The sequence below is a fragment of the Chryseobacterium sp. GQ58 genome (assembly GCF_059758895.1).
Genome location: NZ_JCAXEH010000004.1, coordinates 314,849 through 335,239, shown reverse-complemented (window position 1 = coordinate 335,239; position 20,391 = coordinate 314,849). Strand labels below are relative to the sequence as shown.

Annotated in this window: 18 protein-coding genes and 3 tRNA genes; 5 read left to right on the top strand and 16 right to left on the bottom strand. The window is 35.0% G+C overall.

The features are described from left to right. The first annotated feature begins 205 nt into the window (after positions 1-205). Complete coding sequence (locus AC6CHK_RS13030; RefSeq protein ID WP_498096810.1) at positions 206-583, top strand: hypothetical protein; 378 nt, start codon at positions 206-208, stop codon at positions 581-583. A gap of 23 nt (positions 584-606) precedes the next feature. Here AC6CHK_RS13030 and AC6CHK_RS13025 read toward each other — a convergent pair whose 3' ends face one another. From AC6CHK_RS13025 to AC6CHK_RS12990, 8 genes are all read right to left on the bottom strand, one after another. Next, positions 607-1,656, bottom strand: a complete 1,050-nt coding sequence (locus AC6CHK_RS13025; RefSeq protein ID WP_498096808.1) for an NAD(P)/FAD-dependent oxidoreductase — start codon at positions 1,654-1,656, stop codon at positions 607-609. 54 nt (positions 1,657-1,710) lie between these two features. Continuing rightward, entirely contained in the window at positions 1,711-2,649 is a 939-nt protein-coding gene (gene porN / locus AC6CHK_RS13020) for a type IX secretion system ring subunit PorN/GldN (protein WP_498096806.1), read from the bottom strand. 18 nt (positions 2,650-2,667) lie between these two features. Then, positions 2,668-4,260, bottom strand: a complete 1,593-nt coding sequence (gene porM / locus AC6CHK_RS13015) for a type IX secretion system motor protein PorM/GldM (RefSeq protein WP_498096804.1) — start codon at positions 4,258-4,260, stop codon at positions 2,668-2,670. A 38-nt stretch (positions 4,261-4,298) separates the two neighbouring features. Next, positions 4,299-4,991 (bottom strand): type IX secretion system motor protein PorL/GldL, encoded by a 693-nt coding sequence (porL, locus tag AC6CHK_RS13010; RefSeq protein ID WP_498096802.1) that lies wholly within the window; start codon positions 4,989-4,991, stop codon positions 4,299-4,301. Between the two features lie 59 nt (positions 4,992-5,050). After that, positions 5,051-6,460 (bottom strand): T9SS ring complex lipoprotein PorK/GldK, encoded by a 1,410-nt coding sequence (porK, locus tag AC6CHK_RS13005; protein WP_498096800.1) that lies wholly within the window; start codon positions 6,458-6,460, stop codon positions 5,051-5,053. 107 nt (positions 6,461-6,567) lie between these two features. Then, positions 6,568-8,421 (bottom strand): glutamine--fructose-6-phosphate transaminase (isomerizing), encoded by a 1,854-nt coding sequence (gene glmS, locus AC6CHK_RS13000; RefSeq protein WP_498096798.1) that lies wholly within the window; start codon positions 8,419-8,421, stop codon positions 6,568-6,570. 27 nt (positions 8,422-8,448) lie between these two features. Further along, positions 8,449-10,020, bottom strand: a complete 1,572-nt coding sequence (locus AC6CHK_RS12995; protein ID WP_498096796.1) for a DUF4270 family protein — start codon at positions 10,018-10,020, stop codon at positions 8,449-8,451. 11 nt (positions 10,021-10,031) lie between these two features. Next, a complete protein-coding gene (locus AC6CHK_RS12990; RefSeq protein WP_498096794.1) occupies positions 10,032-10,802 on the bottom strand; it encodes a glycogen/starch synthase in 771 nt (256 codons plus the stop codon). Positions 10,803-10,972: 170 nt separating this feature from the next. Here AC6CHK_RS12990 and panC point away from each other — a divergent pair, with 170 nt between their 5' ends. Further along, complete coding sequence (gene panC, locus AC6CHK_RS12985) at positions 10,973-11,821, top strand: pantoate--beta-alanine ligase (protein ID WP_498096793.1); 849 nt, start codon at positions 10,973-10,975, stop codon at positions 11,819-11,821. Positions 11,822-11,922: 101 nt separating this feature from the next. Here panC and AC6CHK_RS12980 read toward each other — a convergent pair. The 3 genes from AC6CHK_RS12980 to AC6CHK_RS12970 all read right to left on the bottom strand — a co-directional run bounded on the left by AC6CHK_RS12980 (position 11,923) and on the right by AC6CHK_RS12970 (position 12,243). After that, a tRNA-Lys gene (locus AC6CHK_RS12980) sits at positions 11,923-11,995 on the bottom strand. A 58-nt stretch (positions 11,996-12,053) separates the two neighbouring features. Further along, positions 12,054-12,136, bottom strand: a tRNA-Leu gene (locus AC6CHK_RS12975). Positions 12,137-12,170: 34 nt separating this feature from the next. Next, positions 12,171-12,243: transfer RNA gene (locus AC6CHK_RS12970), tRNA-Lys, on the bottom strand. A gap of 115 nt (positions 12,244-12,358) precedes the next feature. Between AC6CHK_RS12970 and AC6CHK_RS12965 the strand changes: the two genes are divergently transcribed. Beyond that, positions 12,359-12,874 carry a shikimate kinase gene (locus AC6CHK_RS12965; RefSeq protein WP_498096791.1) on the top strand — a complete coding sequence of 172 codons (516 nt, stop codon included), beginning with the start codon at positions 12,359-12,361 and terminating at the stop codon, positions 12,872-12,874. A gap of 5 nt (positions 12,875-12,879) precedes the next feature. Here AC6CHK_RS12965 and AC6CHK_RS12960 read toward each other — a convergent pair whose 3' ends face one another. Further along, entirely contained in the window at positions 12,880-13,311 is a 432-nt protein-coding gene (locus AC6CHK_RS12960) for an RNA-binding S4 domain-containing protein (protein WP_498096789.1), read from the bottom strand. A gap of 55 nt (positions 13,312-13,366) precedes the next feature. Here AC6CHK_RS12960 and AC6CHK_RS12955 point away from each other — a divergent pair, with 55 nt between their 5' ends. After that, complete coding sequence (locus AC6CHK_RS12955) at positions 13,367-14,122, top strand: hypothetical protein (protein WP_498096787.1); 756 nt, start codon at positions 13,367-13,369, stop codon at positions 14,120-14,122. A gap of 67 nt (positions 14,123-14,189) precedes the next feature. Here AC6CHK_RS12955 and AC6CHK_RS12950 read toward each other — a convergent pair whose 3' ends face one another. The 3 genes from AC6CHK_RS12950 to AC6CHK_RS12940 all read right to left on the bottom strand — a co-directional run bounded on the left by AC6CHK_RS12950 (position 14,190) and on the right by AC6CHK_RS12940 (position 17,753). Next, complete coding sequence (locus tag AC6CHK_RS12950) at positions 14,190-15,692, bottom strand: FMN-binding glutamate synthase family protein (protein WP_498096785.1); 1,503 nt, start codon at positions 15,690-15,692, stop codon at positions 14,190-14,192. A 55-nt stretch (positions 15,693-15,747) separates the two neighbouring features. Further along, on the bottom strand, positions 15,748-17,094 hold the full coding sequence (gene mtaB / locus AC6CHK_RS12945) for a tRNA (N(6)-L-threonylcarbamoyladenosine(37)-C(2))-methylthiotransferase MtaB (protein WP_498096783.1): 1,347 nt from the start codon (positions 17,092-17,094) through the stop codon (positions 15,748-15,750). Between the two features lie 68 nt (positions 17,095-17,162). Continuing rightward, positions 17,163-17,753 carry a DUF1572 family protein gene (locus tag AC6CHK_RS12940; protein WP_498096781.1) on the bottom strand — a complete coding sequence of 197 codons (591 nt, stop codon included), beginning with the start codon at positions 17,751-17,753 and terminating at the stop codon, positions 17,163-17,165. A gap of 60 nt (positions 17,754-17,813) precedes the next feature. On the opposite strand from AC6CHK_RS12940, the gene AC6CHK_RS12935 reads away from it, so the two are divergent. Further along, a complete protein-coding gene (locus AC6CHK_RS12935; RefSeq protein WP_498096779.1) occupies positions 17,814-18,170 on the top strand; it encodes a nuclear transport factor 2 family protein in 357 nt (118 codons plus the stop codon). Positions 18,171-18,248: 78 nt separating this feature from the next. Here the strand turns inward: AC6CHK_RS12935 and AC6CHK_RS12930 are convergent, their stop codons facing one another. Then, positions 18,249-20,348, bottom strand: coding sequence for an FIDD domain-containing protein (locus AC6CHK_RS12930; protein ID WP_498096777.1), 2,100 nt, complete (start codon positions 20,346-20,348; stop codon positions 18,249-18,251). Between the last annotated feature and the right edge of the window lie 43 nt (positions 20,349-20,391).

Sequence of the window (20,391 nt, the reverse complement as noted above, 5' to 3'; positions counted from 1 at the left end):
TGCGACAAAACTTGACGTGTATTACGAATATTAATGATTAAATCGCTAGTAATAATCAAAATTATTGTATTTCAAATAAAATAAACACAATAATAAATAGTTAAATTATTTAAATTATTAAAATTTAACATAAATAATGGAATGATAATTGTATTTTTACCAAGTAATATCAAACCAAAATAATCACCAAAAATCACCATTCACAATGAAAACAATATTATTTGGATTTTTTATAATCCTTACATTAGCTGCCTGTAAACATTCGGCTAAGGACCCCGATAATACGATCGCCACCGTTCAGGAAGCTCCTAAAGACGATATTAGTAAAGAAGTAGTTTCAGATCGCCACGGTGAAGAAATGGAAATTATTACTAATAATACGAAAAATACTGTAATAGTTCATCTAAACGGGAAAACATACGAACTTAAAAAAAATCGTGAAACACCGGAATTTTCTACAGAAGACAACCAATATCAGTATACGGAAACACAAAATGAAGTTACATTTCTAAAAAAAGACATCGATATGGTGCTTTTTCACAGTAAAAAGAATCAAGCTGAATCAAAAATGGCTTCACAATAAATAATATTGATCAAAAAAGGCTCTTAATTAGCGTCTTTTATTTTAAATCTTTCGAGAGAAATCTCTTGCGGAAGATCCGTATTATTTTCTATAAAGTCGTACAAACTTTTAGAAAAATAGCATCCATTTAAAATTCCTCTGGCGCCCAAACCATTAAAAACATACAAATTTGGGAATTCAGAGTGTCTTCCTATTATAGGCCTTCTATCTTTCACGGTCGGTCGGAAGCCAAAATTAGTTTCTTCAACAGTAAAATCATGAGGATAAAACTCAGACAATCCTTTTTTTAGCTGCTCAACCGCTGAATCATCAATAGATTCATGGGTTTGTTCTCTGTCATAAGTTCCTCCATAAAAGAACAAACTATCTTTTAACGGAAATAAAAAATGTTTCTTTTTGATCGTTAAGCTTTCGGAGATTGGTTTCGAAAGTTGTACTTCAATATGATGTCCTTTATTTGGAATTACCTCGATATCTGAAAAATACGGATTGCTTTTCACAGCCATTCCTTCACAAAAAACAATATTCTTAAAAGTGATTTCTTTATAAGAAGACTTTGAAACATCAAGAAGATCATAATTAAATTTTTCTTTGATCAGTCGTGAGTTATCCTCATGAAATGATAACAAATCCTTAAAAAAACCATGGACGCTTAATCTTGCGGACTGCTTTACTTTTCCGGTATCAAAAGGATTATTAACAATGTTTAAACTTTTAAACTCTTGATCCAGAAAACCTGAAAGCTCATCAGTTTGTGATTTTTTAAGCCAAAGTTTCTGTTCATTTTCATCATGAAAAATCCTATGAATTGGCGCATCAATTAAATAATCTGAAGCTGTATATGATTGAATTTCCTTTAACGAAGATTTTAAAAAATTTAACTGCTCCTGAGCAAGCCAAAATGTAGTGAATTTTTTTAAAACTACAGGATTTATAATTCCCGCAGAAATCTGTGAAGCACTTTTTTTACCCTCAGAAAAAATAACAAATGATTTATTATTCTGCGTTAACTGATGTGCAAAAAAAAGTGCGGCATATCCATCACCAACTATTATATATTCTACATTTTTCATAATAAAAAAACCTGAGTAAAAGTACTCAGGTTTTTTATAAATATCAAGTGAAATTTAGTAATTCCACATATCATTTTCCATTTGAAGAATCTGTCCTTTGATTCTATCACTTTCTTCGATCTGCTCTTCAGCGTTTCTAGGAATGTAATCTTTGATCATACCATCACCTAAACCTGTAGAAGATTTATAAATAATTGAAGAAAATCTTCTCGCATTAATTACATCATCAAAAGATAAATCGGCAGCCGAATTTTTCTTGTTATAAACGTAATTATTTGCTAAGATATCTCTTGCTTTTGGATAATACACCCAAAATAGATCAATTAATTCATCCTTACCAGCAATTGGGTTACCTTCTGCATCATAAACACCTTGAACTGCAGGATCTGGTCCCATCGCAGCGATACCAAGAGGTCTGTATTTCATTTGACCATCTCTTTTATCGATGAACCACATTCCCATAATTTTAAGAACCTTCACTTTATCCGTTGTAGTTTGGAAAATATCTGTATATTCTTTTTTCTCCTGCTCAGTAAGCTGTCTTCCAGAATTTAAAATATCTATCGCAGCATCGTTGATCACTACTTTTTCCAATCTTTGTCTGATAGCATCAGGAGAAAGTTTGTCTGAAAAATTCTCATCATTATAAACTTCCTCAATTTGACCGCTTAAAGCTGCATCAAGAAGAATTTGGTATAATGATCTTGTATTTTTAGATAACAAACCGTCTGGATTATCGTAATAAAATGGCTGGTTTATTTTATCATTAAGATCAATAATTTCCCATACAAACATACTTTTAAGGATGTCTTTATCATCTACAAATCCGTATTCAAGTGGTGTAACCTTATTACTAATAACAGTATCTCCCACTTTTCTCATATTTTCAGCTCTCATTTGTCTGAACTCTTCCGGAGAAGAAGCATTTAGAATAGTTTGGGAAAATACAAACCCTGAAACTAATACTAAAAGACTGCTAATATATTTTTTCATAATAATTGCTTTTTAATCTTATGGAACATTTATAATGATTGGAGTAATTCTCTTAATTATCTGACCATCCAATCCTTGAGCTGTCGCTTTAATTTCTATAATTGAAACGATATCTCCAGGTCTAACATTTTTCAATAAACCTTCTGCGTCACTTAATGAATTACCCTTAACTAACATTGCAGCTTTACCAGGTACACGAACCATAAATTCGGTAACAGTGAAAGATACAGGGAAATCAAAGTCTGGAATCGCAGCCTGTACTGTTTGGTTTTTAATCGAAGTAGCTGGCATTGTAAGAACATTCTGACCTCTCATCTGACCTTGCGGCGGAGGTACATTTTTAATTCTGTATTCAAATACCTGCGAAACTCTCTTACCTGTTGGGTCTGTTCCGGAAAGTGTTAAGTTGATAGTATTTCCAGTCGTTGGTTTAATATTCCATTTACCTTTTCCAGTATTTGTTACCGATCCACTAGAAGCTGATAATGATAATTTAGAATTATCTGCACCAAGAATAGATCCTGTAACAGGGTTCTGTAAACCTCTATACATCACATTCATTTTATCAGCAGAAAGAAGCATACCTTGTTCAAGTTTCACCTGTTGAGGGCCAGCAATCACATTATAAGTATGTGTGAAAGGGAATTCCTGAGCTTTCCCGCTCGCATCCATCAAAGTAATTACACCTCCAATTTTACGTTCTCCAAGACCAGATGTATTTAAAGGAAGATATCCTTTACCATCTTCTTGTCTGCTTACACCAGTCATTCTGATTTTATTACTGTTAGAATATGTTCCTAACATTACAACTGCTTCAGCTTTCTTACCAGACTGAATGTCTGACGGAGCAGAAACGATCGCTTCATATTGATTAAACTTGATGCTTGCATCTACTTTTTCCTGTAATAACAATGCTAATGCGTCAGACTGTACGTTTCTTGCATCATTCTGAATAATTTCAAGATTCGACATCGCTGCAATTAAAGGCTGATTGTAGAATTTATTCTGAAACCAAGTCTTACCATTAGGAGACTTACCTTGCGGATATTCAGCAATGATAGACTTATTAGCTCTAGCCACTAATTTTTCAAGCTGAGGATTATTACCAAAAGTTGCAACGATGTATTTTCTTACATCATCCATTTTAGCTTTCAGCTTTAATGCATTATCAGATGGAGAATTCTCATCTCCTTCTTTAAAGAAATAATCAATCGTAGCCTCGTTATTATTAAGAGCTGCAAAGTTTTCACTTACATCAATTTCTTTTCCTGTTTTAGGATCTAAATCGACAAACTCCGATTTTTTCTTTAATGTAACCTTAATGTCTTGTGCAGAAGCAACCAAGTCATCAATTTTAGCTTTTAAAACTTTATAGTCTTCCCAAGGCTGAGCATAAGTATCCGGAACCTGTTGTGCTTTCGCTGCAAGAGTTACCTCAAAGATATCCTGATTTTTCTGCTCTGTTAAAATTCTTGTTTCATTTAATGCTTTTGTTGAATCATAATATGATCTGATGATCTCTGCATCAATATTTAGGGCCATCATCGCGATGAACACCAAATACATCAGGTTGATCATCTTCTGACGTGGAGTCTGTTTTCCTTTTGCCATTCTCTTTTCTTTAGTTTTTAATTAATAATGGTTTGGGATTATGACTTCATTGCTGTTAACATTCCACCATATACTCTGTTTAAGCTGTTTAGATTAGATGTTAAACCTTGTAATTCTTGGTTGAACTTTTCAGAATGCTCCGCAGATTTCTGCATATCTTCAACAAATCTTTTAGCAAAGTCTGATTGTCTCTGACCGTTTTCCAACTGCATTGCATATAAAGCATTCATACTTTCCATATGCTGAGCTGCTTTATTTAATTGTTCATTATACTTATGTGTAGAAGCAGATACGTCAACAGTTTGATTGATTTGATCTACTGAACTTGAGAATTTGTCTATTCCTGTTCTTAATCTGTCAAATAATTGTACATCTAGTTTTGCATCCTGAAGCATCTTATCTAATTTACCAGATAAAGAATTTTCTAATTCAGCAAAATGATCAATTGTATTTTTAGAAGAAACATTTGAATGTAACGGGTTTGGGTTTGCATGCTTATCTAATAATTCAGGATAAACATTTTCCCAATGGTAAGACTCTTCAGCTGCCGGAGGGTCAAAAGCGAAAATAATAAAGATAATTGCCTCTGTAACAAGCCCTACAGTAAGAGCGATGTTACCATTGATAGGTCCAAATGTAATGTGAGTAATTTTAAGCCAAGCTCCAAGAATTACAATTGCAGCACCGAATGAATAAAAGAAATTCATCCACGCATCTTTAGTCTTAAACATATAAGTTAGTTTTTTTTAATGTTAAATAAAATTGCACTGAAAATAATTTATTTGAAAGATTATCTGTTAACTCTTTTTACTTTAACAGAAGCTTCCGGAATATCCTGTACAGTTCTGAACCCGATATAACTTCTAGCAGAGTCTTTGTGCTCGTAGTCTCTTGCACCAGTCATCAACATATAGCCAACATCTTTCCAAGAGCCACCTCTTACAGATCTTGTAGCATCTTCCGTATCTTTAGTAGAAGGGTTGAGTGTTGAGGAGAAAAGATAAGATGAATTATTGTATGCAGATAATGTCCATTCAGCAACATTTCCTGCCATATCAAATAAACCAAATTCGTTTTTCTTGAATTTCTTTACAGGAGCTGTATAAGTGTAAGTACCTTTTTTGGCATCTTCCATATAATCACCTCTTTTCGGTTTGAAATTTGCAAGGTAACAACCTCTGTCATCCATTAAGTAAGGACCTCCCCAAGGATAGGTAGCGTTCTGCTTACCTCCTCTTGCAGCATATTCCCATTCCATTTCAGTTGGAAGACGGAACTGCAAAGGTCTTTGTTTTTTTCTTTTTAAGCTTTCGTTATAATCAGATTTTAACTTAGATCTGAAGTTACAGTATGCTCTTGCCTGATCCCAAGTTACCCCAACTACAGGATAATCTTTATATGCTTTGTGCCAGAAATACTGCTCAAATAAAGGCTCATTATATGTAAAATGGAAATCTTTTACCCAAACTGTAGTATCGGGATAGATTGCAATACTTTCACTTCTAAGGTAATTTACACCTCTTTCGTTTTCAGCAAGTGCAGTTTCCATATCACCCCATCTGTAGTTATATTTTAGTTTACTTACATCTAAAATTCTTTCGCTTCCTATTCTTGAAGATACCGGTAAATACATAGATTCAAGTACTTCAGCATATTCTACATCAGGATATTTGGTGGTATTCCAGTGTAAAGGAATTTTCCAGTCCAATCTTTTAGTCTCATCATAGCCGTCTCTTCCTCCTGCTCCTTCAAGATATTCCTGATATGGTGTTAAATCTTCTTCTTTTTTAGCAAGGTAAGCATAGTCTCCGATGCTTTGTCCTCTACCACCGCCTTCGCCTCCTTCACCAGCTGCTTCTGCAAGCATTGTTCTGGCAATAGAATCTCTTACATAGTTGATAAATACCCTATACTCTGCATTAGTAGTTTCTGCTTCATCCATAAAGAATGATGATACAGTTACAGTTTTTAGTGCAGCTTTTTCAGGTGTACCTGTGAAAGACTCATCAGCTAAACCTGCGATGAAAGACCCGCCAGGAATGGCAACCATACCGTATGGTCTTTCTGCTACAAATGATTTTGTTTTTTCTCTTGGTATCAATTCTCCTTTTGTTCCAGGTTTCCCTGCTGAAGATGCACCACCTGAACAAGATACCGACGCTACCGACGCAGACAATAATAAAAGAAATATCCTTTTCATGTTAATTTTTATAATTAAGCCGTAAATATATAATTTTTTTAAGAAACTTTTAAGATTTTTTTTAGAATAACGAAAAAAATCTAAATTTATTTTATTTGCAAGTATTTTTACTCTACTGTAACAGATTTTGCAAGGTTTCTTGGCTGGTCAACATTGGCACCTCTGTATACTGCTATGTAATAAGCTAATAGCTGCAAAGGAACAGACGCAACGATTGGTGAAAAACATTCTGAAGTTTCAGGAATTTCAATCACATAATCTGCCATTGCGCTTACCTGCTTATCTCCTTTATTGACAACCGCAATTACTTTTCCTTTTCTTGCTTTAATTTCCTGAACATTGCTTACAATCTTGTCATAATGTCCTTTTTTAGGCGCAATGATTACAATCGGCATATTTTCATCAATCAAAGCGATTGGGCCGTGCTTCATCTCAGCTGCAGGATATCCTTCTGCGTGAATATACGAAATTTCTTTTAATTTTAAAGCTCCTTCTAATGCTGCCGGATAATTGTAACCTCTTCCTAAATAAAGGAAATTGGTAGCATCAATAAAGTCTTTGGCAATCTCCTGAGTGAGCTCGTGAGTCGCCTCTAAAACTTCTTCTATCTTTTTTGGAATCGCATTAAGTTCGGCAATTAAACTCATAAATTCTGCATTTCCTAAATTACCATTATGTTTTCCTAATTTTAAAGCAATAAGGGAAAGAATGGTAAGCTGAGCGGTAAATGCTTTTGTAGAAGCAACTCCGATTTCCGGACCTGCATGCGTATATGAACCAGCATCTGTAATTCTTGCGATTGAAGAATCCACAACGTTACAAATACCATAAATGAATGCTCCTTTTTCTTTAGCCAATTTTAAAGCAGCCATCGTATCAGCGGTTTCTCCGGATTGAGAAATTGCAATCACCACGTCTTTATCTGTGATAATTGGATTTCTGTATCTGAATTCTGAAGCATATTCTACTTCAACAGGAACTCTCGCAAATTCTTCGATAAGATATTCACCGATAAGGCCTGCATGCCATGATGTTCCACAAGCTATAATGATAATTCTGTTGGCATTTTTGAATTTCTCAACATGATCCCAAATACCTGCCATTTTTATAATACCTTCCTCCACAAGAAGTCTTCCTCTCATGGTATCGTGAATAGATTTTGGCTGTTCGAAGATCTCTTTAAGCATAAAATGCTCATAGCCTCCTTTTTCTATTTGCTCTAAACTCAGCTTCAATTCCTGAATTTCAGGTTCTATTTTAGAGTTATCGTTTATTGTTCTGATATCCACACCATTTTCTAAAGAAAGAATAGCCATATGCCCTTCTTCTAAATAAATAGCCTCTTTTGTAAATTCTACAAACGGAGAAGCATCTGAAGCAATAAAATATTCTTTTTCACCAATTCCAATTGCTAAAGGCGAGCCCAGTCTTCCCACGACCAAAACGCCGGGATAATCTTCGTGCATTACAGTAATTGCATAAGCACCATACACTTCATTCAGTGCATATCTTACCGCTGTAGGAAAATCTGTTTCAGCATTGAGATCCATAAAATACTGAACCAAGTTTACCAAAACTTCAGTATCTGTTTCAGATTTGAAAGTAAAGCCTTTGCTGGTAAGCATTATCTTAATAGTATCATAATTTTCGATAATACCATTATGCACAATTGCTATTTTACCATTATTTGACAAATGCGGGTGAGAATTTCTATCACTAGGAACTCCGTGAGTTGCCCAACGGGTATGCCCCATTCCTACTTTTGCAACACCCTTTAATTGACCTGATATATTGACCAGATCGTCTACTTTACCTTTTGTTTTTTCGACACTAAATGCATTGTTTTTGCTTTCTAAAACAATTCCGGCACTGTCATATCCTCTATATTCGAGTCTTCTCAATCCGTTAATAACAATGTCATAGGCATCTTGAAAACCTGTATAACCAACTATTCCACACATAATTTGATTAAGTTTTTTAAAATATTATTATTTAGTACCGTAAGTAACTATTAGTTTGATTTCACGAGAAGGATTCTCAGGATCATCCGGATTATTAGGATCTGAACCTACAAAAACGGCTCTGTCCGTAGAATAAGGTCTGGATGTATACTGATATCCTGCTAAAGTATTTCCTGTAGAAGTTGCAAGGAAAGTTCCCATATCTACTTTGAAATATCTATTTTCATAATTTTCACCAGATTCTACAATATTTTTTAAAGATTGCGTCACTGTAAACTCATATTTTGCAGGATTTTTCTCTAAGTCATAAACTCTAATGTAAGCAAAATTTGGAGTTCCTGACATTAATAGGATATCTTGAGTAAAGTCTGTTTTTGGCTTACCTTCAGCATCTTTATCTACCTGCACAATTGTGAGGATATTTGGTTTTTTATATTTATTATCCCAGTTTGTAGGATCTGTGTACATTCTGATTTTTGCGCTGATAATGGCAGCTTTATTCTTCTGATATAGCTCTTTCAGTTTGTCAATTTCTTCTTTCTTGAATTTTATTCCAATAGAATTACCACCCATTCCCTGAGTAAAAAGTTTTAAGTCGCCAGTAGCTGTATTTGTCGCTGGTGCAGTCTGCAAAGCTGATCCAGTTCTTTCATACTTATAATGCCCAATATGTGCATTTCCGTTTCCTACAGAGAACTTATATGTTGACTGAACTTTTGTTGTGGTATTTCCTTCTACCTTATCAGATTTGTAATACATTATCAATTCTACATTTGAAGGAGAAAACTGAACCAAATATCCGTCTGATTCTGCTACAGAAATTTTTAAACCTCTGAAATGTCTGATAAAGTTTGAAACATCTTTTAATTCAATTTGTCCTTCTTTATCAATAATTTTAGTTTTGAAGAAATCAGAATCAAGAGGAATTCTAAATCCTGCATCGGATGTAAACAATGAGCTGTTATCCGAATCTTTTGTAATTGCAACAGAATTTACATTACCATTAAATACTTTAGAACCTAATTCCACTCCTGTTGCATAGATTTTATCTGAATAAGCAATATCGTTATAACCTCCAAGAAATTCAGTAACTTCTTCAACTTTAACAGTTAATTTACCATCATTTAATTTTGCTTTTCCATATTTAACTGCAGGATAAGTGTTTACAACTTTTTTAGCAGCAACATCTCCATCCGGAAAAATATAATCATCCTTTGTAGTTGTAGTCAAAGAATCAGATGCATAAAGAGGTTTTATAACCAATACTACAGAATCTACCGTTGCATTTGCTCCAAAATCCGGATCATAAGCCGGTAATCTTAATTGCGTATAATAAGAAGCTTTTTGCAATCCAAACTGTCCTTCGGAAAAAGCGCCCAATGTTGCCAATCCCAATTTGGAAGCATCACTTCTTATGCTGTCATTATTATTAATGTTATATGCAATAACATCGTAGGAAACTTCATTACCGTTTGCTGCACCGTCCAAAAACAGTTGCTCACCTAAAGAATCCGGTTCAGGTTCACAATTGTAAACCAATACACCACCAAAAATCACCAAAGAAAGTATGGTGAATGCTCTCTTAATATTGTAAATCATCAAAATGTCTTTTAATATAGTTGATTGATTGAATCTATGTCTAAATACTCTGATTTTGAAGTCGAAGTTTCGTTAAAAGCTTTGTCTAAATCACCTTCCAGGAACTCATCTCCTTTCACAACTGCATCCACATATTTCATACTTTCGATAACAAAACTCTGAAAGCTCGGTTTATTTAACGCATCCAGATCGGAAATATTATCAAACTTTAGTTTTTCTACAACACTTTTATCCAAAGGTGCATCCTTTTCATTATATAATGAAAGAACCATTTTTGCATCTTTGAAGTAAGTATCAGATTTGTAATACGTTTTTAAATAAACCGGAATAAAAGAAGCCATCCATCCATTTAGGTGAATCACGTCAGGAACCCAGTTGAGTTTCTTTATTGTTTCGATAACTCCTCTGGCAAAGAAAATAGCACGTTCGTCATTATCCGGAAACGCATTTCCTTCATCATCAAAATAATATTGTTTTCTTTTAAAATATTCTTCGTTGTCGATAAAATATACCTGAAGTCTTTCTCCGGGAAGGGAAGCTACTTTGATAATAAGAGGTTGATCGAGATCATTAATGATAATATTCATCCCGGATAGGCGAATCACCTCATGCAGCTGAAATTTTCTTTCACTTATCTGTCCAAATCTTGGCATAAAAACTCTTACATCATTGCCTTCATTGTGCATTTTAAGTGCCATCTTGTTTACCACGGCTGCTAAATTTGTGTCTTCCTGATAAGGGTACATCTCTGTGGTAATGTACAGTATTTTCTGATTGGGCATATAATTTTTTATATATTATTTAAATAATCCTGAATGTGCAAAATTACAAAAAAACATCCAACATTGATGTAATTAACATTTTTTTACGATAATGCTCATGTTCAAACTATGAAATCTTAAAAATTAATACAAGATAATTTAGTATTTTTGAATTGCTATTAAAACAAACTATGGAAGTTCTAAAAAACAAAAAAACGCTTCAGGATTTTATTGAAAGACAGAAAGAAATGGGAAAGAAAATCGGCTTTGCACCCACAATGGGAGCATTGCACAATGGCCATCTTTCTTTATATGAAGCTGCAAGAGCAGAAAACGATCTTGTTATATCTTCAATCTTTGTAAATCCTACACAGTTTAATAATGCCGAGGATTTAGAAAAATATCCAAGAGATACCAACAGAGACATTTTAATTCTTGAAAAATCAGGATTAGTAGACGCTGTATACATTCCTGAAGTACACGATATTTATCCCGAAAAAACCCAAAGCCATCATTATGATTTCGACGGTCTGGAAAATGAAATGGAAGGCAAATCAAGACCCGGACATTTCGATGGCGTGGGCACCGTGGTTGAAGAACTATTCAATCAGGTAAAGCCGGACAATGCCTATTTTGGGGAAAAAGATTTTCAGCAACTTGCCATTATCAAAAAAATGGTGCAAAAAGAACAACTTCCGGTAAAGATAACAGGTGTTGCCATTTACAGAGCAGAAAACGGGCTCGCATTAAGCTCAAGAAACCAAAGACTGCAGGAACACAGAAGAAACGATTCAAAAATAATTTATGAAACTCTTGTAAAAGTTAACGATTGGTTCAGAACGGTTTCGATTCCGGAAATCAATAAAAGGGTTGCCCATGTTTTTGATGACCAAAAAGGAATGCAGCTGGAATATTTTATGATCGCTGATGAAAAAACTTTAAAAGAAACCGACTTTTTCTACAAGGACAAAAATTATAGAGCATTTATTGTTGTGATGGTAGACGGAGTACGATTAATAGACAATATGCATTTGGATTAATCCCTAAATATTTAAAAAAATCAAAGGCTTCCTGAAGGAAGCCTTTGAACACCAAATCACAAAATATTAATATGAAAAAAATTTACTTTTCAGTAAACTTGTGACCCGGCTGGGATTCGAACCCAGGACCCATACATTAAAAGTGTATTGCTCTACCAGCTGAGCTACCGAGTCGGTCATTAATTTGATAAATATAGAATAAAATTTATAATTATCAAAATTTTATTTGCAGTGCCTGCGACTGGACTCGAACCAGCACATCCTTAGGAAACCACCCCCTCAAGATGGCGTGTCTACCAATTTCACCACGCAGGCAAAAAATTATACAGAATATAATATTTTTGCTAAGTGACCCGGCTGGGATTCGAACCCAGGACCCATACATTAAAAGTGTATTGCTCTACCAGCTGAGCTACCGAGTCGGCCACTTATTTATACAAAATTCATTTAGGTAATGCCCTTTGTTTTAAGTGGTGCAAAGATATGACTTTTTTTAATTTCTCAAAACTTTTTCGCAAATTTGTTCAAAATAAATTCATGATAATTTCACTAGTTGGATACATGGGAAGTGGCAAATCTCACATTTCCAAAATATTAAGCGAGAAAATAAATTTCAGCCTCATCGACCTCGATAAGGAAATTTGTAAGCGGAATAAATCAACAATCCCCGAAATCTTTGATAAAAAGGGTGAAATCTACTTTAGAAAGCTTGAAAAAGAAACTTTAGAAGAGATCTTGGCCACTAAGGAAAACATTGTGTTGAGCCTTGGAGGCGGCACTCCCGTATATTACAACAACATGGAAATCATTAATAACAATTCTACAAGTTTTTTTCTGAGAACTTCTATCAGCACCTTAGTTGAAAGAATTTCTAAGCAAAAAGAAAAAAGACCTTTAATTGCTAATATTCCTGATGAAGATCTTCCCGAGTTTATTGCCAAACATTTGTTTGAAAGAAATCAGTTTTACAGCAAAGCTCAATTCAGCATTAGCACAGACTCAAAAGATCCTGAAGAAATCATGAATGAAATCATCGAAAAACTATATTTATAATCATTTTATTCTTCTTTATCGGGATCATTTTCACCAAAAAAGTCGTCCCAGTCGGTAAAATCTGAATCTATATCGTTTCCTACATACCCGTCCATATCGCGTCTGTCTTTTTTGGTAGGCCTTCCCTCGCCTCTGTTTCGGTAATAATCCTGCGACATTTTGCGAAGTTTCAGCAATTCATATTGCTCTTTATCGGTCACATCTTTGATATGCAGAGGAACCAATTTGGCTCCGATGCGACTTTTTGGGATCTGTATTACTTTAATTTTATAATCAATTTGATTTTTACGGATTTTTATCACATCGCCTTCTTTCACTTCTTTGGATGACTTTACAACAGATTCACCTATGGCTACTCTATTTTTTTTTATCTCTTCCGTAGCAACAGTTCTGGTCTTGTAAAAACGAATGCTCCATAAAAATTTATCTATTCTCATAATTTTTTATACTTTTGCCGTTATATTATTTGTAAAGTAATTAAAGTTTTTTGAAATGAAAAAAATATTTTTATATATCCTTGCTGGATCTTTGTGTTTTTCAGCTTGTAAGAAGGATGATGAAGTGGAAACCTACGTGGAGCCGTCAGACATCGCAACACAAAACACCTATGACGATCAGGCTATTCAGAAATATCTGAATGAAAATTACCTCGACACACAAGGAAATATAAAAGCTTTCAGCGCAACAGATACCGCTGATGATGATGAAATAAAACTGAGCGCGATGATTCCTGCTCCGGTTACATTACCTTCAGGCGTTATTTACATCGAAAGAGCCGGCGCACAGCCAACTCCGGGAACTCCAATCGGATCTACGGATATTACAAGAATAATGATGAGAGCAAGAACCGCTCTTGCAGGAAATCAAGACGGAGAAACCAAATTTCTTACTGCGGAGCAATTTGTAAATTACAGCCCGCTTGACGGAAGTGGTGCTCCTGTTGTTGATCCTAAGTTTTATTATATTGATGACGAAGGTCCTGATAAAGATCCGTTAATTGCTAATGCAACGACTGATGCTGCAAAACAAAAAAGCTATTATGAAATCGAAGGCTTCAGAGAAGCTTTGCAGAAATTTAAAGCTTTCAATAAGGCCGATGATGAGAATTATAACTTGCAGGGAGTGATTATCGTGCCTTCAAGAGCAGCATTTGCAAGAGATGCTCATTATAATTACAGTGGATATTCTTTCAGAAACAGAACGTTTATTTTTAATTTCCAGGTGTATAAAACAACTCCAAGACCTTAAAAATATTAAAATTTAAAAACCAAAAAGCGCTCCGAAATTCTCGAAGCGCTTTTTTTTATCTAAATTATTATCTCACATTTCCTAAAATATCCGGAAAATACTTATCGGATAGATGCTCAAACTCATCTCCTCGCATGAACATTGTGGCATCAACTTCTTCGTAAGAATTTCGTCCGGCTGCAGCTATTAATTCATTGCAGGTATGTAATGTGTTTTTGTGAAAATGATAAACTCTTTCGGCTTTATCAGTCACATCAAGACCTTTAATCAGCATTTTATCCTGCGTGGCAACTCCTGTCGGACAATTGTTGCTATTACATCTCAAAGCCTGAATACAACCCAGAGAAAACATAAATCCTCTTGCATTGTTACACATATCGGCACCCATTGCAACGGCTCTTAAAATATCAAGGCTTGTCAAAACTTTACCGCTTGCAATCACTCTTAATTTATGTCTCAAATTATAGCTATGGAGAGTTCTGTTTACAAAAATCAAGGCCGGCTCAAGAGGCATTCCCACTCCATCAGAAAACTCGGGCGGAGCGGCGCCGGTTCCACCTTCTGCTCCGTCAACAGTGATAAAATCAGGATAAATTTTTAATACATTCATCTGCACACAAATATCTTCAAACTCTTTTGTATCACCGATGCATAATTTGAAGCCAACCGGTTTTCCTCCTGAAAGTTCTCTTAATTGCTTCACAAATCTTAACAATCCTGCTGCATCTGAAAAAGAAGAATGTGATGGCGGTGAAATAATGGTAATTCCCGGTGTGACATGACGAATTTTTGCAATTTCCGGTGTATTTTTTATTCCCGGCAAAACTCCACCGTGGCCTGGCTTTGCACCTTGAGACAGTTTTATTTCAATCATTTTTACAGTCGGAAGATTTGAATATTTTTTAAACAATTCCGGGTTAAATTTTCCTTCATCGTCTCTGCAACCAAAATATCCGGTTCCGATCTGCCAGCACAAATCACCTCCTTCCTGATGGTAATCCGAAATTCCCCCTTCGCCGGTATTGTGATAGAAATTGCCTTTTTTAGCTCCCCTGTTGAGCGCCATTTGTGCTCTGTCGCTTAAAGAACCAAAACTCATTGCCGAAATATTAAACAACGATGCATGATAAGGCTGCGAACATTGCTCGCCGCCAACCCAAACTCTCGGAAGCTCTTCTTTCGGAGATTTAGCATAAATAGAATGTTTTATGCCTTCATATTTCCGATGATTTACCTCAAGCTGCGTTCCAAACGCAACGGTATCACTAATATTTTTTGCGCGACGATAAACCGCAGAACGCTGATTTCTGGGAAAGGGCTTTCCGTCGGTTTCTCTTTCGATGAAATATTGCTGCATTTCCGGAGAAATACCTTCGAAAAAGTACCTTAAATATCCTAAAACAGGAAAGTTCCTTAAAATAGCATGTTTTGTCTGGTAAGCATTATACACTCCTAATGCGTAAATTGCCGTTAAAAGTATCGGAATCCAGTAATGTGCTCTGATCAGCAATGCCACGGCCCATGTAGCAAGTACCAATAAAATTCCCCAAGATAAAAACTTATCTCTCATAAGAATATATTTTAAAACGTTAAAGATTAAATGTAGTGGAAATATAGCAAACAGACTAAGCTTTTGCTAAAAAACTTTCGTAAGACGATTGCACAGAAACCGTGCCATCTGACAGGATTTTTTCTAAATTCAAGAATTCAATTTGATTTACAGATGCCTGATCAAAATCTTTTTGTACTCTCACATAATTTTCTGTGAAACCGTACATTTTACCGTCTTTATTTTCGTGCTCCCAAAGTACGGGAAACGTTTTCCCAAGCTGGGTTTGATAGAATGCCATTTTCTTTTTTTCGGAAAGAATTCTAAGCATTTTGTTTCGTTTTTTCCTTTCAGGAACAGGAACTACGTCTTCCATTTCGGCAGCTTCCGTATTTTCTCTTTCAGAATAGGTAAAAACATGTAAATAACTGATAGGAAGATCATTAAGGAAATTATAAGTTTCCATGAACTTTTCTTCAGTTTCTCCCGGAAAACCTACAATCACATCAACACCAATTGCCGCATCAGGCATTACCTCGCGGATTTTGTTGACTCTGTCGTTGTACAATTTCGTCAGATAACGACGTTTCATTTTTTTCAATAAATCGTCGCATCCCGATTGCAAAGGAATATGAAAGTGCGGGACAAAACTTTTGCTTTTAGAAACCAATTCGATGCTCTCATCTTTCAACAAATTTGGCTCGATGGAAGAAATACGGATTCTTTCAATTCCATCAACTTTATCAAGCTCTGAAATTAAATCTAAAAAAGTATGCTCGTGTCTTTTGTTTCCAAATTCGCCTTTTCCGTAATCACCAATATTCACACCTGTCAAAACAATTTCTTTAATATCTCTTTCGGCAATTTCTTTGGCGTTTTTAAGAACATTATCGATCGTATCCGAACGCGAAATTCCTCTTGCTAAAGGAATTGTACAATAAGTACATTTATAATCGCAGCCATCCTGAACTTTCAGGAAAGCTCTGGTTCTGTCTCCAATCGAGTAACTTCCGATAAAGAAATCGGTTTCTTCAATTTCGCACGAATGAACGATGCCTTCACTTTCAGATTTTTCCAAATCATCAAGATAACTTAAAATATTAAACTTTTCTTTGGCTCCAAGAACCAAATCTACACCTGTAATTTGTGAAATTTCTTCAGGCTTCAGCTGTGCATAGCATCCGACAATCACCACCAAACCTTCAGGATTGGCTTTCATCGCTCTTTTTACGTGAAGTTTGCATTCACGATCGGCGTTTTCCGTGACCGAACAGGTATTAATTACATAAATATCTGCTTTATCATCAAAGCTTACCTTATCATAACCTGCATCTGTCAATTGTCTAGCAATGGTAGATGTTTCTGCAAAATTTAATTTGCAGCCAAGAGTATGAAATGCGGCAGTTCGATGAAATTGAGACATTTATTGTTCCTGAAATTTTGTGACTGCAAAGATAATAAATTTAAATATGAATTGTGAATCGATTCAGTCTATTGCTTGTATCCGTCTCTTACTTCCGGGCTGTTCTGAAAACAAACAGGCGAAGAATTTGTTCCAAAATTATTTCCTGAAAGCTTATTTTTCATTTCAGAATTAAATTCCTGAGATTTATTTCTTGCAATTGAAAGTGTTTTCCAATCGTTATTTTTTAACATTTTAGCAATATAAGTGATTTGTCCGATGTGATAAGGATAATGTGCAAGCTGGCGGAAAACCGCATCTATCACGGAATGCGCTTCATTTCTTATATAAATTGTTGAATATAAATTTTCATCATTAATTTGACTTAAGGCGTCAAAAAGGCATTTCCAGCCTTGTTCCCAATAATCCAGAATTTCATTTTTTGTTTTAAAAGTATTGATGAATTCTTCGTCACGATTTCGCCAGGATTTTTCTCCGTCTTCTGTTAAAAAATTCGTCCATCTCGAAAGCATATTACCTGCAATATGTTTTACGATTACAGCAATTGAGTTGCTTTCTTCATTATATTGCCAAAAAAAATCTTCTTCCGAAAGCTGTTCAAAAGTTTTGTCACCGAGCGATTTGTAATACTCAAAACGTTTTATAAATAGATCTTTCATAATGATTAAAATAAAAACCAAGTTAGTGTTTTTCACGTATATAACTGTAAATTGCCGTCTATGATTTGTAAGATAACCAATTTCATGATTGATCTAAATTCTTTAAATACCGATCAGCTGGAAAAATGGTTTACGGATGAAAGCACCATTTGGATTCCTCCGGCTAAAGAAATTTCAGGAAAGAACAGGATTTTAGCTTTGTTCAGAGCTATTTTCAGACGCTACGAAAATATTGAATGGTCGGTTTCGGAGATTTTTTCTTTAGGAAATAACAAATATTTTTACCAGACAACTTCTTTAGGAAATATGCTTGGAAAAGGTATTTATGAAAATGATATCTGTACAGTTATTCAGTTTTGTGAAAACGGAAAAATATTATTCCTGTCTGATTATTTTAAAGATACAAAAGTTTTTTAAATAGTTTTTAAGAGTCATTTAAACAAAAAAAACCATCCGAAGATGGTTTTTAATTACTAATTTACTTTTATTCAATGCTTAGTCTCTGTTTTTTACCATTACCCAACCTGTATATTTGATCGGCGTATTTCTCTTATCATTTTCATTCCATGTTACAGAATACCAATAATTTCCGGTAGGAACTTTTTTGCCACCTGATGTTCCGTCCCACTTATATCCATTAAGCTTATTAGCCTGAAAAATATTCTTTCCATATCTGTCAAAAATAGTAAATACAAGATTCTGTTTTCCTGCTAATGCGGAATAATCGATCATATCATTTGCTCCGTCACCATTTGGGGTAATCACATTAATCAGGTTTGGTACAACAACCACAATTTCGATAGGATCGCAATCGTAAGAATCTTTTACATACACTTTATGATCACCTCTTGAAATATTGGTGAAAACATTAGAATCCTGCCAAACGACATTATCCATCGAGTATTGGTATGGAGCAGTTCCACCCATAACATTTACCGTAATAGTATTTTTTGAAACATCAATACTTGAAACTACAGGCTGCTCAGAAGAATAAACTTTTACGGTCTGTTTTGTGGTACATTCTCCGGTTCTTAAGTTTACCCAATATGTCCCAACACCAACATCTGTTGTTTGTGTAATTGCTCCGTTACTCCACTCATACTCATCAAATCCCGGTCCTGCATCCAGTGTTGTCTGGTCTTCTATACAAATAATTTTATCTTCCAAAACTGTAGAACAAATCGGAGCCAAAACAATTAAATCCACTTTAGCAATTGCATAACATCCCTGAGCATTGAATACTTTTACATATACTGTCCCGTTTGGAGCAATATACATCGTAGGGTTTTGTATTTGATTAGTTCCGTTTTCAGCATCTGTTAATGAAGTATAATATTCTCTCACTGCCCCGGCTTGTGCAGTTACTGCCGCTGTTGTAAGATCAAAGGAAGCTGTCGAAGGATTAGCCTCAATAAAGCAAGATCTCAGAATAGTCTCATTTACTGTCACCACAGGATGAAACATCAATGTTATTGTTGCAATATCTGTACATTCGAAGGGAGATGTTACTTTTACAGCTACCTTTCCTGCTGCGGAGGTATATGTTGTAGGATTCATTATTTCGTTTGTTCCTGCATTGAGATCATTAATTGTGGGATAATATTGTATTGTATTTGCAGGATCATTATTAATATTAGCCGTTGTAAGATCAAATATAGCTGTGCTCTGATTATTGTTATTACACTCTGTCAAGGTGGCGTCATTGGCTACAATATTTCGAAGATCAAATTTAAATCTTCCTATTTCTTTACAAGCATTCAAAGCATTATTCGGATCAACAGGATCCTGATAATGTATACTATAAAAATAGGTATCTACAATATTAACAGCTTGAGGCGCTAAAATAGGATTAGAACCATCAAGTGCGTCGTTAGCATTCGTGTGATAGCTTATTTCAAAATTGACATTTCCATTTAAAATGCCCGTAGATAAAGTACTGAAGTCAAAAACAGCCGGATTCGTACAAGCAACAATTTCATTAGGAGCATTTGGTGTAGCACTTGGAATCCCCGGTGGTACAAACGGATTGGGCGTGAGCGCAGGATCTGTAAACGGTGACGCCAATGTAGCGGTACCACCCCATGTCAATGAAAATGGAGCTACAACATTAACTGCATTACCAACCCAATTATCGATATACAGATAATAAGTTTCACCTGCTATTACATTTAGAAATCTACAATAAGGAAATATTGAACCTCCTGGAGCGCTTGTAATAATACTTACCATATTTAGCCCGGTAGCTGCACCCACACCAACAGTGGTTGCGCCATTGCATCGGATTGGTGCGCCTAAATTTCCACAAGCACGATTCGGCCCATACATAGTCCAGTCATAATCGGCATTTGGGTCATTTGGAACCAGATTAAAAGTAAGTGTGCCGCTGGTACCGATAGTAATTTTGTACCAGATCGAGTTATGCTCACCACTAGCCTGCAAACATCCTCCAAGATTTTCATTAATATTTCCGATCCCTATCGGAGAATAGTTAATATCAGAATTTCCACACACACTGATTGCTGTTCCGCAATCTGCTTGTGCATAAGAAAAATTAATAAAAAACAACAAGAGAAACGAAAGTAATATTTTATTCATATCAAATAGTTTTATTTCAACAAAAATATAAAATATTTACTAA